Consider the following 16,681-nt stretch of genomic DNA (forward strand, 5'->3'; position numbering starts at 1 on the left):
ACTCGGCGCTGTATCTTCTGCGTTGGGTCATGAACACTCCTTTGGCACATTGTGCCTCTTTTCAGAAGTGTCCGCAGTAACGGGGTAGAACCCCAGCATACTCAAGCCCAAGTACGGTTTCCCCCAAGTTTCTATTGTCTACAAGTACTTCTTAAACTTGCTCGACGCTATAAAGATCGCGAATGCGAACAACGCCGCAAACGGCGTAATAATGTAGTTCGGGTGGATGCTTATCGGCATAGCCAGGTACACAATCCAACCGAGAACCAGCATCGGCGTACTGAAGCCTTTGGCTATGTGATAGACAAACGACGATTCGTGGCCGCCGGTAAAGCGCCGCAGATCACGTTTCATCAGGCCATCGGCCAACGCCACAAATCCGAAGATGAAAAACACAGGAAGAGACAGCGTGAGGATCGTAACCCTGACAATGAACGTCATCAGCGTGTAAGCCATTGCGACCAGGTAGTCATAAATTACGCTCTGGATCTGTTTGAAGTAGAGCACTAACTGGTTATCGCCTGGCTCTGTAACATGGGTCGAGTGCAACCAGCTCATGACACCTGATTGGAAAAATGCGAAGTCGATCACTGACTCAACGTAGTGATTGGCTTTCACGGCCGCATAGGTGTCCATGGTCCCTTCTCGTGCCGAGGTGTTTAGGTAGGTCAGTTCCTGCTGTAACATCATCTGGGCATGGGAATAGCCGCTGTAGTCGTCGGCAAACCACCAGGTCATACCGACCCACTCCACGATGATCGACATAAATGCCGAGAAGAAGAGAACACCGAAGATTCGGCTAACCAGGCCAAACAGGTTCGGAATGATGCCGCGCTTGTCTGACGGGTGCCGGCCAGCGCTTGATTGTGTTTCGGATGCAGAACTCACAGGCCCCTCCACCATTGTTCACCGGTTGTATAGGTCCGCTGCATCTGCTCAGTCATTTGTCGCAGCGTTTCCGGGATGGATACGTGATCATCTTCTGGTAGCGGGATGCGGATCTTGTAAAGCTCACCCCCGTTTACCAGCATGAACGCCTGCCCTTTGGGTAATGACATCAGCGCACTGGGGTCAAGCATGGGCCCTGATACGACTGACACACGATCTTGAGTGGAGCTGGTAAAGTCCTGTTCAGAATCCACGTTAGATGAGTCTGTCGCTCCCGATACTTGCATAACGGTCGTCGTCTCCACCTCCGGCAACTGATCGGTCATCAACTCCGCTGTGTGCTTGTCGCGTACACGCAGCATGATCAGGTTATTGAAGTTACCTTCTATCACCTGAGACATAGCCTTATCACCGTAGGCCGCTTCCAGGTCGGCACGCGCCTGGGTGTACCCCGTCAGAATCACGCCGGATCCGGCTGCCTTGTTCACCATCGGCAGGAATTCAGGCCCGATCAGCTCATTGAGCTCATCCGCATGCAGATAGATTTTTGGCAGCTTGCCTTCCTCTCCTCCTACCAGCCCCGCTTCATAACCGTGCTTGTAGATCGTGCCGGACGTACTCACCAGGTCGGAGAACATGCTGTTGCCCACTACGCTGGCAATTTCCAGGTCCTGCAAGGCATCCAGGCCGATATAGATCACGCCCTTTTGGCGAATGATCTGCGTCCAGTCGAAGATCGCACGATCATCGTCGGTATCGGTGTAATCCGGGGCCAGCAGCTTTCCGATTTTACCGGTGGTCACTTTTTCCAGCAGGGGGATGAGTGATGCCACGAGTTTGCTGTAAAACTCGGCGTCATAGCGCAGCGCTCCCAGTAGTCCGTGCATAACACCATCGCTCGCTTCCATGCCCTCAACATACCGGCGCAGCGCCTCAGTCCTGGGTGACTGGTACTTCGCCATGCGGGGGTTCTTCTTGTACTGGATAGCTGCCTCCTCCTCGAACAAATTAACATCGGCTTGCCAGGAGAGATCCGCATTGCGTGGGAGCCAGTAATCAGCGAAGCGACGGAACAAAGGTTCAATATCCGTCACGTAATGCAGGATGTTGTTGTAATCGGGCTTTTCACCAATCGCTACCAGAGCCCGGGCCACTACGTTGATGAAGCGCCAGCTGAACTCCTTGAACGCCGCCGAGTTACCTTCACCGGATAGCTGGTTGGATACGCGGGTCGCAATCTCGGTGATACGCGAGAAGTTAGCGATCGCGTTGTACCGGGCCGACATTTCGGGGAATCCAAGGTGGAAGCAGTAAAACTCATCTTCTCGTCCGGCTTGCTTGGCCGCGGTATACATTCGGGTCAGCAACGCAGCGTCTGATTTCGGATCAAACAGAATCACCGGCCCATCGTTTCGATGAATGTCCTGCAGCAACAGGATTTCTGCCAAACGGGATTTGCCCTGCCGAGTGGTACCCAGCACCAGCGTGTTACCAGGGCGGTCGGAACCTGCTACGAATACGTCTTTCTCTTCATCGATCCCTACCGCGTGCAATACCCGGTTGCCGCCGATGGGTGGTAAGGGCCTGACTGGATTCAACGGTGAGTTCCAACGTGTCAGTTTTATCAGCCAGTGCTTTCCGTGCTTTCGCTCAAAGTCTCGCGCCCAGTGATAGGGGGAGCTGTCCTCGATGTAATGGCGAACGGCCGGGTTCATAGTGTCTTTCAGACGTTGGGTATGACGTTGCCCCCAACGAAAGCCTCGGCCAAAGAACAGAGAATCGCCATACTTCGGCACCTCTTTGGACGACATCCCGTAATACGGCAATCGCCTCAGCCGTTTCCGGTAGCGCACAACCTCCAGTGATTCCTTGAAACGCACCAGAGCTAACAGCAGCAGCAAACCGGCTGACAGATAGGCCACAGATTCAGTCATCATGAACCAGTTGGGCATCATGTAGATGATGAAAGCAGCTCCGAGGGCAACGCACCCTGACCATACTTCAACGGCGGGGCGCAATTTCGCTTCGATCAGGCTCATCGCACAACTCCGGTATGGTCAATGAATACTGGGTAGTGGCGCAGGTTAATAGAGCGCGCCAACTGATCCGCTGACATTGGGGTCAATGCCACCCGCTGCTGCGTTATCTCTACCAACCGTTCCATCTGAGCGGCTGACTGCACATTCACGACCAGGCCAATCGCCCTTTTCTCAGCCAGGACATCCATGTTGGATTCGAGCCAGTTGGCACTTACCCGGTCATAGCCGACGATAAACAGGGGTTGGGTCAGCAAGTAGGACGGGATGTTCCTCGCCTCATTGGCTCCAACCGGCCCGACCGTCAGGTTTTGACTCACTACCGGATACAGTGAATCGGATAGAAGTCCGCGATCCAGTATGGATGCACTGGCTTGTGCCATCGCCCGGTCAACGCGAGGAAGTTGATCGTCGTTTTCGTTGATTACTTCGGTGATAGGTATGCCGCCGTGATCGGCAATAACGACCGGCGGCTCTTGCGCATAAAGTGACGAGGCCAGCGTGATGCTGGCCAGCGCGGTTATAGGTCGAACCATATTTTAAACACTCTCTCTGCGTAGGCGCCGGCAATAACCAAGTCGGAATCCCGGCGGCCGGGCCTGTGGTAACAGCCCACCGCCAGTTCCCAGGTATCACAGCCAGGACGGGCATGCTGTTCTTTCAGGTGCTTGGCTGCAGCGGTGAGGTTGGTATAGGGGTCGAAAGCTGACCAGAGATCAAAGTCGAACCGTTCGGCATGCCAGTACCAGTTCACTTGAGCAATGCCCACATCAAAGCTCCTCGTCCCCTGTGCAACCAGCGTAGAGGCAAAGCTGTAGGCTTCCTCACGAGTCTGGAAAAAATGAGGGTGGCCCTGCAGATTGATTGTCCAGGGCCAGGCATTGGCCCCTTGCTGGGTAGGAGATCGGGACTCAGCAAGCACAATGGCGTAAAAGATTTGCGACGGCACGCCCTGCTCTATCGCCACCCGCTCAATCATCGGCGGCACTTTGGCGAGTGCAGGTACGGATGCCGCGAGACACAAAGCACCCAGAGCCAGGTCCCGCAATCGATTCCTGATATCCATATTGGATCACCAACGCTTGAAGGTTGCCTGAACGTCGCCGGTCTTCAGATTTACAACGCGGACTTCCGGCAGCTCTGATTGGGATATGTCGTACCGGGCGTATTCTCCGCGGTCGAAGTTCAACGTGACCTTCCGGGCCTTTACGATGTCAGGATCAATGCCCACCGTTTTGGCCCAACCACCAATTTCCTCTGCCGAGGTTCCGCCCGGGAAATATACGTTCAGGCGGGTTTCTTCACCGGTGCCGGTCGACGCCAACACTTCTCCGAAAAGTCGGCGGCAGCTATCTACACAGTCAGGATCAACGAACAACATCACGTCATGGGTACGCCGGTTCTGGTCTGCATTCCACTGCTGAACCCACTTGTCGTTGTCCACGACAGGTCGGTTACCGAGTACCTGCTGGCTGGCAGACATGCGCTCAACTTCAAACGCCAGCTCGAGCTCGGCACGCTTCGCTTCCATTCGCATCCAGATTTCGGCATAACGACGACGTTCCGCCGGGTCTGTTTCCATAACCCCCAGCGCCGTTATCGGATCAAGTCCCGGAGACCAGATCCCGCGTGGACCGGCCATGATTTTCTTGTACTTCGACCAGTCCTCTTCGCTCAGCATCCACTGACGTGCCTGTGACTTTTCCTCTTCACTGATGCGATCCATTGCACCCTGGACACGACTGTCAGTGAAGGTTGACGTGGCAGCTTGAGTGCCCGAGGTTTGTACAGCGTTGCTTTCCACACCCCAGGCTGAAGTCACAAGGGTTGAGGTCACCGCTAACCAGAGAATGGATTTCCACATGTTTTACTCCTGCTCCTGTGTGGGCGTGGCAGAACGCGGTGACAGGTCACTGGTGTAGTAGCCATGCTCGCGATCAAGGAAATAGTGGTTGGGCTTATAGGTGGGCGTCTCTTCCAATACAGGCTTCGGTGCTTCGACCTGCACGGGCACCGATTCAACCTGGGATTCCTCTTCCTTAGAGGCCTCATTGAAAATCAAAGCCCCAAGCACCAACACAATCAGATACTCCATGTCCTACCCCCTGATTCTGACGAGTACTATTTGCGGCCCCTTTGAGAACGTGGCCGTCTGAGCTTTCGGGTCAGCGTCCACGTAGCGCCAACCATTGACCGTGGCGCCTTTGGCTACGGAGACAAATTCACCGGTAGTAATGTCTTGCAGAACAACATTCGAGTTGTAGCCCCACTGATCGACCGACACGACGGGATTGCCATCAAGCGTATCCATGACTTTTGGCTTTGGAGCCGTTCGGACAGCACGGCGCGGGGACGGTGTCGCTTGTGCTCGGTTGGCTACTTGCTGGAGGGACTGAGCCAGCGCTTCCAGCTTTGAAACCCTCTGATTCAGATCCTGTATGGTTTCCTGTGAATGCGCTTTGGAATCCGCGAATGCGGCATCCACCTCGGCTAGATCCTGGCGAAGGGCTGAAAGCCCGATGGCCAACTGGTCGGTGTCCAGCAATCGGATCTGCTGATTGTTGGCATCCGATGTTTCCTGCACTTGGCTAATCTGCACCTCAGATTCGCTGAGCCGTGATCCCAGAGCTGAGATGTTGTCATCCACATCGGTAAAGGCCACACTCGTATCCTCGCGCAGTTGTCCGGTCTGGTTGAGCGAATAAGCAACACCGGCCCCAGAACCTATGGAGATGAGCAACGCACCGGTGGCCAACACCCCCACCATGGGAACTGACTTGCGTGTGACTGGCACAGCACGTGCGGACTGTTGACGACCAAACTCCTCTTGCCCCGTTTCCACCATTGGTTCAATTTCATCGTCAATTGGCTGCACGATATGCGGATCAGCTTCACTGTGATGCTCCAGCTCGGCTCGCTCCTCGCGTCCCGTACTGGCTTGTTCAAACGGGTCGAGGTCGTGAGTTTGATTACTCATGCTCAACCTCCCACCAAATCCCGAGAAGCCACATATGTAATCTTGCGATTGATCGGATCAACCACCAGCTCAAAGGCGTCTCCTGCCAGTGTCTGCAGTGCTTTATCGAGTGTGATGGGGCCAAGCTGACGGTGAACTTGCGGCAGCTCGTGGTACATCAGGATTTCCGCCTCGCGTGTCCATACCGACCGATCGGCAAGACGATATCCGGAACGGACCAGCAGAAACTGTACGGCCTGCTGTACGGTGGAAACCGAGTTGGGTATGCGGGTGTTTACGATGACCTTCAGCGGGTTTCGTTGGGACAGGTAAGGTTCATTGACGGTCCGAGAATAACGCCCCGTCTCGATGTAATCCTGGGGGATGATAGGATCAGGGATTGTGACCGGGTTAGGTTCACTCTCGGCTCCAGCCAGGCTGGTACCGGCTACAGTCAGTAGCACTGCACCGATTAACGCATTGAGTTGCATCGGATGTTCCTCGTAGATATACGGGTCGAAACTACCGGGCAACCTTATCCAAACGAGGTCTTTTTTTTCGGGGGAATTAGATCATCCGGAATGACCTAATTGGGTGGCGGGTGGTTCACCCCCGCGAACGGGGGCAGAACCGGGTGGCCAGCACAGCCAAATGCTCTAGGAGACAGAGGCTCCTATCGAGAACTATGAGCGATTCTCTAACGTGCGGCTTCTCTCATCCGCGACCCTCGCTGGAATCCAACAAGGATAGGCTGGGCTTCGCCCAACAAAGGAACGTACCATTTGTCAAAGTGGCTTGCGCCATCCAGGGTACGGGCAGGATGTGGTTTTGAATACGGAATGCGATGTCGCCTTTCGCCCTCACAGCTTGAGACGATAAAACTGCCGTGGTTCAAGGTGCTGTGAAAGACACACTCTGAAAATCGAATGCCCTTTAACAGCACCTCGGAATGAGCCAGAAGCTCGGGCGGTGTGGAGTATGCTGAACACTGCAGCGGGGTTTTGATATGAGTGGCGATGCTTTAACGCCTGTAGGGGGCATTGATGACCGGCCCCTGCTCCGGTTAGTGATCATCGATCACGTTGTAATGGCCACACTATAATTTCAGCATCCTCTATTTTCAACTCAGCGTGTCGATGATCCCGGGCATCTGCTTCGGTGTAATCAGAGTATCTTCCGGCGGGTGGCTCAGCCGACAATGTTCCTGATACTTCGTCCACTCGATCTTCAGGTTAGCGTTGAGCAGCTGCACTTCACTATCCAAGATGCGAACCTGCTCCCGTTCAAGATCCCCGATAGATTCCAACAGCTCGGCAGCGCTTTCATCAGCCAGTGACACAAACCGCCGCTTTGATCCTTCCAGTTGTACCCGCCAACTTACTGAGCTGTATGCATCGAAACTACGGCGTACCAACGACAACCGTTCAATACGGATTGACCGGTACTCTTCAAGGAGATCCTGCGCCCTCTCCTCAAGACGCTTGAGGCTAACCATGAATCGTCCTCGTACTACGTCAGAGGCCGATCCCATAATATTATTAAAGGATAAGGTATATATATTATATAGAGAGTCCGCTGATTCGACTGGATTGTCATTTCTCATCTTGGTTTCGCGTTTAGCCACTGCGCACCTCTTGATGAACACACCTATAACCTACTGTTTTGAAGACAAAAAAAGGGGCGATCCCAATTTGACCACCCCCATATCAATCCCTTTAGACCAGACGATCGAGAGATATCCCGCAAATTCACTCAAAAACCCATTAACTACGATTTGACCACTCAATCCAACGCAATTTGACCAAGTCACTTGAAGCGATTTGACCAGTCGATCTCGGGTAATTTGACCACTCTCACCCCTTAGCTGCAGCAGTCATTTTTGCCACTTCAGCCTGAATATCCTCTTCGGTGATCGGAGCCTCCTCCTCTGACACCTGCAGTCGTTTCGTCGGCAGGTCTGGTGCGAATCGACTGCGCAGGCGTCCTTCCAGGTAGTCCGCCTCAATCTCACCCATTGCCTCACGAGCACTCTGAGCAGGTTTAGTATTGGCCGCTACATCATCGCGAGTAACACCAAAATAGCGCCACTTGGATACATGCGACATCATGCCTCGGAAAATGCTTTCAATAGACTTCACAAGCAGGGTCTTTTCACGTCCCCCGATACGGCCCCGGTGTTGTGCTTCCATGACTAGTCGAGCGGTATCATCCGCCAACATCAGAACCTCCAACGCTCGGAAGCCCAATCGGCTGTGATCGCGGACTTCATAAGTCACCGTGCTCTTATTAACTACCTCTGCAAACTGAATGCGTGAGTGCCCCTCATTGACTACCGCTTCCAATTCTTCCTTTTTAGCCAGGAATGCCTGCTCCGCTTCATCAATCCCTTCTTGAAGCGCCAGGTAGGCTTTATCCGCCCAGGGATCATCTTCACGGATCGCTGCTTCCATATTCCGGGTGCGGCGAAGCAGTTGGGGCATCGACATGATGAACGGCTTACCTGGTACATTTTCTCGGCCGCTCCAAAGATACACCGCTACATTGGTCAGCAGTTCGACTTTCGGATTCTCTATATATTTAAAGGATCCGACTTGTTCGCGTTTTGTTTGGCGGCGAGCCTGAGAACTTTCTTGAGTGGCCATACGAGGTATTCCTTCAGCGGGTTATCGATTGTTCAGAGCGGAAACTGGTTGTTGTCTGTAATGACGCGATGGATATAGTTGAGCGGAAATCCGGTTTCATGGTGGATTTGTAGGATCGACAATCGGCTGCAAGAAGTCGTTTCCATTGCCAATTTATAGAGGCTATATATTGTCATCTGCGCCTCATCCACATTTTTTGGCTCTGATTTCCGCCCCTTCTTCGCAGGAATGCTCAGCAACTGCCGAAGGCCACTGCATTCTGTCGATCGCTTCCCAAATAGCCGGGACATGAGATCGTTAGATGCGCCCGCCCGCAGGTACTTCTCTGCTAACTCTTCCTCGTTTGTCCGCCGTGAAATAAGTGCGCCCAGCTCAAAAAAATCACAAACAATCCCCCCGTGATTCAAGGAGCGACGGGATACAGTGCGGGCATAAGACTTGGCCAGATCATCCATCTGCCCAGGCGATAATTGTGACGCATGCAAAATCTGACCTTGAGTCATGCCCAAGGCCAAGAATCGCTGAACTGTTCCAGTAGACACTGATACGTGAATATCCATCAGCATTCGCAAAACAAGCTGTTGGATGCAATCAACCGTTGCCTGCGGTACTGCAAGTTCCCCGGATGAAGGTGGTTCGGGTGCCACCGCCCCAGACTTGAGCCTATCCATGCTCACCAAACGTTCTCCCTGATTGTTCCGTCATCTTTGGCCAACGTGGTCACATTTTCATCAAACAAATGTTTCGTTTCAATAATTAATAGGTCAAAGCGCATGTCCTAATTCCCCGTACATAGCCTCAACAAATCCACCAAAATCCATTGCCATGGTGGTTCGGTACTGAAAACCGAGACAGCAAGTCAGTGTGATTCAGAAATAACACGGAAATTCAGACTTACAAGGAGCTGAATACCGCCAAATCCGTACCGACAAAGATTATTTGTGAGCTTTCGCATGAAAAAATGGCTACGGCGCAAACGCACTTCAAAAGAACCTCAGACACACACGCATGCGCCAACTCCAGCAACCCCCTCCCCTCCTCCGGGTCACCATATCTGTGAACCAGGATCAGTCCTTCTGCAAGACGAGCACCGGCAGCGACTGGTAGTCCTTATCAAGCGCTCGGTCAGTGTTACTCAGGAAATCTGGGACAATCATTATTTCTATGCACTAGAACGGTTTGCCGAGCTGGTTCAATTACATCCAGCGTCACGTCAACACCATCACTCCCAATCCGGCGGTCTGTTGGATCACACGCTGGAAGTCACACTTCGGGCACTCCGACTTAGTGCGGGGGTCATTCTGCCTCCTGGAGCCGAGCCAGAGGAGTTGCTTCAAAACGCTGAACGTTGGCGGTTTGGGATCTTTATCTGCGGCCTGCTTCATGATATCGGCAAGGTGATTGGTGACCAAGAAACCGTCTACAAAGATTCAGATGGGAAGTATGTTCACTGGCAGGCCTGGCATGGACCTATGCCCATTAGTGCTCAATATGTATCGCGATATCGCCTGACGCGGGGCGAGCACATTCACGGGCTGCATGAAAAGCTGGGCATTACCCTACTCCCCTACCTGCTTACTCAGGAAACATCCTTCTGGCTAACACAAGACAGATCGTTACTGGGGCAGATGATGGCTACATTGGCGGCTTCAGCCACAGGTGCCGGCATCATCGGCGAACTCATCCGGAAATCAGACAGAGCATCTACGAGTGAAAACCTGGGACCATCTACGGGTATCCAGGAACATGTCGACCGGCCTTTACACGCGAAGATTCTGGAAGCACTCCAGATATTGGCAAACGAAGGAAAGATAAAGCGCAACATGCCAGGAGCAGGTTTGTGGGTTGATAACGAGCGCACTTACATCGTGGCCAAATCCATGATGGAAAAAGTAAGAGAGTTCTTACTGGCAGCAGGTCACAAGTCTATCCCTCAATCCCCACTGCGTTTGATGCAGATTCTAAATGAGCACGGACTGAGTATTCCGCCGGTCGAAGGCGGCGATATCCAGCAAGCAATAGTAAAGGATGAACAACGAAGCTGGGAACAGAAACTAAGTTTTATCGTAATACCCAATGAGACCCTATGGGTATCGGGGACTCCTAATATATTCAACGGGATCATCATTCCGGTTGATAGCAAAGGGAATGAGATTGAACACAACAGCGCACACGTTCCACCCTCTGCTGTCTCCGCCACGCCTGCTAATGATCATCCAAGGGGGGCCGGGACGGCCCCCCCCATTCCAACACCGGACGACATCCCCCCATGGGAGGACCATGCGCCTAGTGATGCACTAGAGGAAAATACTTCCCGTCCCGATGAAGCCCCTCCAGTCCCACCACAGGCTGATCGCGAGCCTGTCAGAGTTGTTAGCCGGAATTTGAGTACAAAACCAGCCTTCAAATCAAAACCTGGAGCACCCAGTTCGCCGTTGCGTAGCCAAAGCGAATTTATTGCGTGGGTCCTAAACGGCATCAAGTACCGCCGCGTTCGGGTTAATGAGAGTGGCGCACCGGTTCATTTAGTCGATGACTATGTCGCCTTAATAACGCCCAAAATCTTCGACCTCTATCTCGATGATAACAAAGCTGTCGCTAACGCCCTCGGCAAGTCTAGAGACAAACAGCTACTCCAAGTCCAGCGTGAAGTGAAGAAGCTTAACGCGCACTTTATGAGTGATGGCGAAGACTTCCATCGACTTGTCGTCCGTGGGCCTCGGCGTGAAAGCATGATTTCAGCACTGCTCATAAAGCGCGACCAGTTTCCCGAACTCGATAAGCATTCGCCCAACCCGATTCTCGAACGGTGCAGCAACTAATGGCGACGTCTATGCACACAAGCAGCTATGAATTTCTGACTCCGTCTCTTGCGGTATCCAACGAAAAAGGTGGCGTAGGAAAGACATTTCTTTCGGCCAGTATTGCCGAGTATGCGGCCCGTTTTGCTGGATTACGGGTGCTACTCGTGGATACCGATATTCAGTGCAATCTTACTGCATTGATGCTCGGTCTGGAGCAGATACCGTATGGCGAAGCAGGCGTAATGTTCAAAGCCCCACCGCCCCACCCCGACTATGATCCTGCTGACCCAGACCAAGTAGATCGGCCATCCATCGCCGGCGCGTTCCTGAATGAGATTGTTATGCCATATCCCACATGGATAGGCCGCGAAACGCAGGGAGTCGAAGGCAGCGTCGAAATACTGCCCGCTCACGGAGCCAAGCTTGAGCAAATAATCTCTACAACAACAGGAGAGATTGGGTTGGTCAGCGGGATCATTTATGACTCCATATTTTCTATCGTCCAAAGCCCTGAAATTGCCAGCTATTACGACTTGGTGATCTTTGACACCAACCCTACCAGGAACATCTTATCTCGGGCTGTACTGCGTGCTTCCACACATATCGTCATACCAATGGAGTTCGACGTGCACTCCATCGACGGCATCATGAGCGTTCAATCTTCGATCGAAACTGAAAACAGTTACCGGGCTTCAGCTGGCTGTTCGGCCCTTAAGCTCATTGGCCTGTTACCTAACCGCTATGTTGCTGGTAGTTCTCGATCTGCCGGTATTTCAAAGCTGCAATACGACGAGACAAAGGAGCTGTGGAAAGATCTGTTCCTATCGGAGCACTCATTCATTCATCAAGCTGAGGTCGTTAAGAAAGTGCTCTCAGGTAAGCACGCAGCTGCCAGCCTTTTCGATATTACAAAAAAATCCAGGGCCGAATATCGTCTACGCCTCTCTCTGGAGCACGCCTGTATCGAGGTGCTACGCCCTCTCACCACCAATATACCCTCGGCACAGGATTGCCTAGACAAACATGAGCAGCGGGTCCGCCGCGAACAGAAGAAAATTAACAGAACCTGAGGATGTTATGGATAACCTTCCCCCGAAACTCGCTCCGCGGATTCGTCCGCTTTCGGCTATTGCACGCCTACAGCATCAAGCTCAAAGTACTCCGAAAGCAAATCACCTTCTCGTCGCGCCCGACAAAGTAGTAATCAACAAGGAGAACGTTCGAGATACCTTCAGATCGCTAGAGGAGCTATCTGCATTCATGCGTCACATTGAGTGGCCAGTTGATGCGCTTCGAGGTGGTCTGGAGGATCTACAAACTCGCCTTGATGAGCTCGCATCGCTTGATGCGCCTCGTGAGCAATTGGATCGTTTTAGGCGCATAGTGCAGCTGGCCCTCGACATTGAGCGTGAAGGTCAGCTTCAAGCCGTCGGAGGCGTTCCACAGGAGGACCACTATCGCATTATATTGGGATCCACCCGAGTAATGGCTTGCTGGCTCCTGGGTCGTGATGTTGAGTTACGGATCATGCCGCAGCAGGATGCTGTATCGGAGCTGCGGGCGCACTTAGCTGAAAACCTGAGCCGTGAGAACCTCACCTTCGCCGAAACAGCCAGAGGATACCTGCGCCTCTTTGCAGAGCTGATGGACGCAGAGCAGATACAGCAAATCAGTATCACCCAGGTCATGAAGCACTTAAATCTATCTCGGACCCACTCCCGCCGTTGGCGGTCAGTCCTGAATCTAGCCCGTAGTGATGAAGCTTATCGAACCAAAATTCTGAACGGCACGATTACCTCTTTGGAAAGGGCTGACGCTCTCACACGGCAAAGTAACAGTCGATCAAATCAGAAGTTGGGTAATAGTGAAGCACAGGGTGCAACCAACGGAAGGAAGGTAACCTCTCCCCTACCCTCAAGTAGCGATGACAATAAGGGTACAACAGGGCCGGTTATAACGATGACAAACAACTCAGTAAACATCGAGAATGATTACGACCTGGCATCTGTTGAACGTCTATTCACCTCGTTATTTCGAGCAGAAGCGCAGTTTCAAATGGGCATTGATACCCAACTTGCCGGCCGAATTGATTCGTACATAGGCAGCCACCAGAATCTACTATCTAAGCCTTCTGATCTGTTTATACACGTTCAATGGCTCATGGATACCGTTTGCCAGCTTCCCCCTACAACCGACACCTGAGGAGAACATAACAGTATCAGATTCGCACCAAGCATTAACAGCGGATTACCTCTAACCAACTGATATAACGGGATATTTCAATCAGCCTTATGTTAGCTTTCTGATCGACAGCAAAGCCCCCTCCCCTCTTCCGTGTGTAAGGTCTTTTTTTGCCAAAGACTTTATGAAGAGTCATGCCCTGGGCCAGATGTTGCCTAAGGCAACAAATGTCCAACATAGCTACCCAGTTAATCCCACGCACCTTCACGTCAGCCTGGCATAAGACAGGTTGCGTTTTATAGACAGGCAATCATGTTGTTGCCTTAGGCAACAAATCGAAAATATTTCTGCTGTGTTTAGCCCGCTCTGCGGCAGTTAAAGGCAGCACTGATATGCTTGACGGGCCGCACAGAAGCATCGCCTTTTGTACGGTCATACATCGCTTGTTGCCTTAGGCAACAAATATCCATTAACGATGGCCGGGTTAAGTTCATCCTGTACTATCATCGCCCAGGAGGTAGAACGACATGAGAGTCTATATTTTAGATCCTTACCTTCATCGTTGTTGCCTAAGGCAACAACGGTTAGTGCCAAAATCGGCTATCTACTGAAACATATGGCACTACGATAACCACCGAAGCCTGTTATACACCAGTCGATATACTGTATTTTTATACAGTAAAAAAATTCCATGCGATCTTAACGAACAACATAATCAACCAATAATAATCGCACGCCAAGGATAAAACTGAGCCTATCATAGAGACCTCATCCCCCTGACCCAACGCAGAATACCGAAGTATTTTGTTGCCTTAGGCAACAAGCTCCCCTCCTCTTTTATATCGCACCGTTGATCTCATTTGTTACTAACGGCAGCTTCGGCCATTAGTAACAATATCTTTTATAAGCTGGTCTTCTAAAACGTTCAGTGTAAATAGTGCAGTTCTCCCCTTCACGCCATAGAATGCAAGATAAGTTGCTACCTTAGGCGACAAACTTCCTAAGCCGTTGGGCCGGGTTAATCACAACGTCCGTCAAGATCCAGTTGAGCCCTGACCTGGTGAATCGGCATAGTAAAGGTTGCTCATCGAACCAATGTATATAGGCCAAAGAACAAGGACTACATCTTAGATACCTACTTTTATTGTTGTTGCCTTAGGCAACAAAATGGGATTCCTCCTGCTGACCAGGCACAAGATCAGATGCCCAAATGACAGCGTTTATCCATACGAACAGAACCTGAGTCATTTGTTGCCTAAGGCAACAAGACCACCAATCTGAATATGAACACCACAGTCTGATTGGAATGAGTTATTTGCTCGTTATCCATTGTTCAGCGTGCTGGTATCTACGAAGATCGATAGATAACCGTGCCCCAGAGATAGAGATAATCAAGCTGTTTGCTCTGGAAAGCATGCATCGTAAAAACTCTATCTCTAGGTAGGACTGTCAATACGGTTAAGGATACGCGTGCAGGTCCAAAGCTAAGTCATCTACAAATAAATCAATTCGCTACTCCAGAACTGGTTTACGGCCGCCTGGTCCTGAATTTCTTAAGCAGCAGCGACAGTAACAAAGCCTTACCGAAATGCTAAGCAGATAGCTCAATTATTTAAAAAGATCCCGGGCGTACAGAAGCTCTTTCAAGCACACTGTGGAAACCTCAGTACGTAAAGCGCTTGATCCCAATACCTGGAACATGAAAATCCAAAAAGTCGATAACCCTGTTTCAGGAGCTAGTGATTTTCTTTTCGAAAATCAACATCGGCCGCCATTACCCGTTACAAAGAAGGAACGATGCCAAGGCTTAAAGGGAACTCATCCAGGACTGTGACTATAGACTGTGAAGCGGGGTGGAGTAGAGCACAATGCTTAGGGGATACAGCTTATTAAACGGATGGGATTGGGATGATCAATTATCTACACTCCAATCTGTATTCTTGATTTTTTGATCGAGCTTCCTAAACATCACAATCATGGCCCGGTGTAATCTCAGTTCCGATGTTGCCTAAGGCAACAAACGTAATCCGGTCTAATCACACCAGTCTCATATATTTTCTTATCGACCAGGTCGGAGCAACAGCCAGATAATCTGGTTTAGCGTTATTATAGTTGTTGCCTTAGGCAACAACTCAAAAGAGACTAGCTGAAAGATAGAAGTTTGTACCTGTAAGCAAACAACACATACCGTATTAAGCCATTGCGAGCTTCGGCTCTACTATTACCGTAAGTCCGCCAGATACTGTATACATATAAAGTATTATTCTAAAACGACTAACTCTGTAACTATCAATATGGATACAGCAGTAGCTCTTAACATCGGTCTATCAAAGTCTGAAAACGTGACTTGTTGCCTTAGGCAACAAAAAATCACTTTCTAAGTTTGCATGCTCAGCTCCAACACCTTGTCCATATTTGCTCGCTCGATACTCAGTATTCAACTCATAAGGGTATTAGCTGCAGTCCCGATTCTGATGCTAAGTAGCTGCACAGCTGTAGCAAGGAATAAGGCATATGGGCTTGTTGCCTAAGGCAACAAAATCGACAAAACACACTAGCTTTTCGAGATAATCTCTAACGGTTCATTTCGAGAAAAAAAGTGGGCACAAGAAGGGTAGTGTTGAAGGCAGGTCGGTTTTGGAAGCAACTTAGGCGGTAAAAATCGAGTCATCGTGACCTGCTCCCCACTTTCTAATCCATGAAGCTCTTAGTAATGTTCATCAGATAGAAGGACGATGAACATGAAGAAGCGATTCACTGAAGAACAGATCATTCCGATTCTGAAGGAAGTTGAGGCGGGCTTACCGGTCAACGAACTGTGCCGGAAGTACAGCATCTCAGACGCTACGTTTTATACATGGCGCAAGAAGTACGGTGGCATGGAGGTCTCAGAGGCCCGCCGACTTAAAGCTCTGGAAGAGGAGAACGCCAGGCTGAAGAAGCTATTGGCGGAAGCGATGCTTGATACCGAAGCTCTCAAGGCCGCCTTGGGCCGAAAGTACTGACCGTCGGGAACAAGCGCGAGGCCGTGCGTACGATGCGATCTGAGACACCAATATCGGAACGTAGGGCCTGTTCGCTCGTCGGGTTATGCCGCGCCACACAGCGCTATGAGTCTCGCTACTCCGCCGAGAATGACGCGTTAACCGAACGCATCCGGGATATCGCGTTTGC

The 16,681-nt window shown here is 51.2% G+C and carries 14 protein-coding genes and 1 pseudogene; 4 read left to right on the forward strand and 11 right to left on the reverse strand.

Annotated features, from left to right (window positions below):
• Positions 1-138 precede the first annotated feature (138 nt).
• From C4S72_RS25390 to C4S72_RS25440, 11 genes are all read right to left on the reverse strand, one after another.
• Entirely contained in the window at positions 139-888 is a 750-nt protein-coding gene (locus C4S72_RS25390) for a TIGR03747 family integrating conjugative element membrane protein (RefSeq protein ID WP_160115600.1), read from the reverse strand.
• Entirely contained in the window at positions 885-2,927 is a 2,043-nt protein-coding gene (traD, locus tag C4S72_RS25395; protein ID WP_104006012.1) for a type IV conjugative transfer system coupling protein TraD, read from the reverse strand. Before traD ends, C4S72_RS25390 begins: the two co-directional genes overlap by 4 nt.
• Positions 2,924-3,460, reverse strand: a complete 537-nt coding sequence (locus tag C4S72_RS25400) for a PFL_4695 family integrating conjugative element protein (RefSeq protein ID WP_104006013.1) — start codon at positions 3,458-3,460, stop codon at positions 2,924-2,926. Before C4S72_RS25400 ends, traD begins: the two co-directional genes overlap by 4 nt.
• Complete coding sequence (locus C4S72_RS25405; RefSeq protein WP_146071942.1) at positions 3,445-3,990, reverse strand: transglycosylase SLT domain-containing protein; 546 nt, start codon at positions 3,988-3,990, stop codon at positions 3,445-3,447. Before C4S72_RS25405 ends, C4S72_RS25400 begins: the two co-directional genes overlap by 16 nt.
• 6 nt (positions 3,991-3,996) lie before the next feature.
• Positions 3,997-4,788, reverse strand: coding sequence for a TIGR03759 family integrating conjugative element protein (locus C4S72_RS25410; protein ID WP_104006014.1), 792 nt, complete (start codon positions 4,786-4,788; stop codon positions 3,997-3,999).
• Between the two features lie 3 nt (positions 4,789-4,791).
• Complete coding sequence (locus C4S72_RS25415) at positions 4,792-5,019, reverse strand: hypothetical protein (protein WP_104006015.1); 228 nt, start codon at positions 5,017-5,019, stop codon at positions 4,792-4,794.
• 3 nt (positions 5,020-5,022) lie between these two features.
• On the reverse strand, positions 5,023-5,901 hold the full coding sequence (locus C4S72_RS25420) for a hypothetical protein (protein WP_104006016.1): 879 nt from the start codon (positions 5,899-5,901) through the stop codon (positions 5,023-5,025).
• A 2-nt stretch (positions 5,902-5,903) separates the two neighbouring features.
• On the reverse strand, positions 5,904-6,371 hold the full coding sequence (pilL2, locus tag C4S72_RS25425) for a PFGI-1 class ICE element type IV pilus protein PilL2 (RefSeq protein ID WP_104006017.1): 468 nt from the start codon (positions 6,369-6,371) through the stop codon (positions 5,904-5,906).
• Positions 6,372-7,000: 629 nt separating this feature from the next.
• Positions 7,001-7,375 (reverse strand): hypothetical protein, encoded by a 375-nt coding sequence (locus C4S72_RS25695; RefSeq protein WP_146071943.1) that lies wholly within the window; start codon positions 7,373-7,375, stop codon positions 7,001-7,003.
• Positions 7,376-7,733: 358 nt separating this feature from the next.
• Positions 7,734-8,522, reverse strand: a complete 789-nt coding sequence (locus C4S72_RS25435) for a PFL_4669 family integrating conjugative element protein (protein WP_104006019.1) — start codon at positions 8,520-8,522, stop codon at positions 7,734-7,736.
• A gap of 32 nt (positions 8,523-8,554) precedes the next feature.
• Positions 8,555-9,193 (reverse strand): STY4526/YPO1902 family pathogenicity island replication protein, encoded by a 639-nt coding sequence (locus tag C4S72_RS25440; RefSeq protein WP_104006020.1) that lies wholly within the window; start codon positions 9,191-9,193, stop codon positions 8,555-8,557.
• Between the two features lie 282 nt (positions 9,194-9,475).
• On the opposite strand from C4S72_RS25440, the gene mobH reads away from it, so the two are divergent.
• The 4 genes and pseudogenes from mobH to C4S72_RS26120 form a co-directional block, all read left to right on the forward strand.
• Positions 9,476-11,344: a MobH family relaxase gene (mobH, locus tag C4S72_RS25445; protein WP_104006021.1), complete on the forward strand. Its 1,869-nt coding sequence runs from the start codon at positions 9,476-9,478 to the stop codon at positions 11,342-11,344.
• The gene (locus tag C4S72_RS25450; RefSeq protein WP_104006022.1) at positions 11,344-12,396 is read left to right on the forward strand and encodes a ParA family protein; all 1,053 of its coding nucleotides are present in this window, start codon (positions 11,344-11,346) and stop codon (positions 12,394-12,396) included. The genes mobH and C4S72_RS25450 overlap by 1 nt, the downstream gene beginning before the upstream one ends.
• Before the next feature lie 7 nt (positions 12,397-12,403).
• Positions 12,404-13,528, forward strand: a complete 1,125-nt coding sequence (locus C4S72_RS25455; RefSeq protein WP_104006023.1) for a ParB/RepB/Spo0J family partition protein — start codon at positions 12,404-12,406, stop codon at positions 13,526-13,528.
• 2,720 nt (positions 13,529-16,248) lie between these two features.
• Positions 16,249-16,681, forward strand: a pseudogene (locus C4S72_RS26120) (transposase); the annotation flags it as partial.

The organism is Marinobacterium lutimaris (genome assembly GCF_900108065.1).
Taxonomy (GTDB): Bacteria; Pseudomonadota; Gammaproteobacteria; order Pseudomonadales; family Balneatricaceae; genus Marinobacterium_D; species Marinobacterium_D lutimaris.

Coding starts and splice junctions, on each gene's coding strand:
- traD (WP_104006012.1), bottom strand. CDS start 2,927: ATGAGCCTGATCGAAGCGAAATTGCGCCCCGCCGTTGAAGTATGGTCA.
- C4S72_RS25400 (WP_104006013.1), bottom strand. CDS start 3,460: ATGGTTCGACCTATAACCGCGCTGGCCAGCATCACGCTGGCCTCGTCA.
- C4S72_RS25405 (WP_146071942.1), bottom strand. CDS start 3,990: ATGGATATCAGGAATCGATTGCGGGACCTGGCTCTGGGTGCTTTGTGT.
- C4S72_RS25410 (WP_104006014.1), bottom strand. CDS start 4,788: ATGTGGAAATCCATTCTCTGGTTAGCGGTGACCTCAACCCTTGTGACT.
- C4S72_RS25415 (WP_104006015.1), bottom strand. CDS start 5,019: ATGGAGTATCTGATTGTGTTGGTGCTTGGGGCTTTGATTTTCAATGAG.
- C4S72_RS25420 (WP_104006016.1), bottom strand. CDS start 5,901: ATGAGTAATCAAACTCACGACCTCGACCCGTTTGAACAAGCCAGTACG.
- pilL2 (WP_104006017.1), bottom strand. CDS start 6,371: ATGCAACTCAATGCGTTAATCGGTGCAGTGCTACTGACTGTAGCCGGT.
- C4S72_RS25695 (WP_146071943.1), bottom strand. CDS start 7,375: ATGGTTAGCCTCAAGCGTCTTGAGGAGAGGGCGCAGGATCTCCTTGAA.
- C4S72_RS25435 (WP_104006019.1), bottom strand. CDS start 8,522: ATGGCCACTCAAGAAAGTTCTCAGGCTCGCCGCCAAACAAAACGCGAA.
- C4S72_RS25440 (WP_104006020.1), bottom strand. CDS start 9,193: ATGGATAGGCTCAAGTCTGGGGCGGTGGCACCCGAACCACCTTCATCC.
- mobH (WP_104006021.1), top strand. CDS start 9,476: ATGAAAAAATGGCTACGGCGCAAACGCACTTCAAAAGAACCTCAGACA.
- C4S72_RS25450 (WP_104006022.1), top strand. CDS start 11,344: ATGGCGACGTCTATGCACACAAGCAGCTATGAATTTCTGACTCCGTCT.
- C4S72_RS25455 (WP_104006023.1), top strand. CDS start 12,404: ATGGATAACCTTCCCCCGAAACTCGCTCCGCGGATTCGTCCGCTTTCG.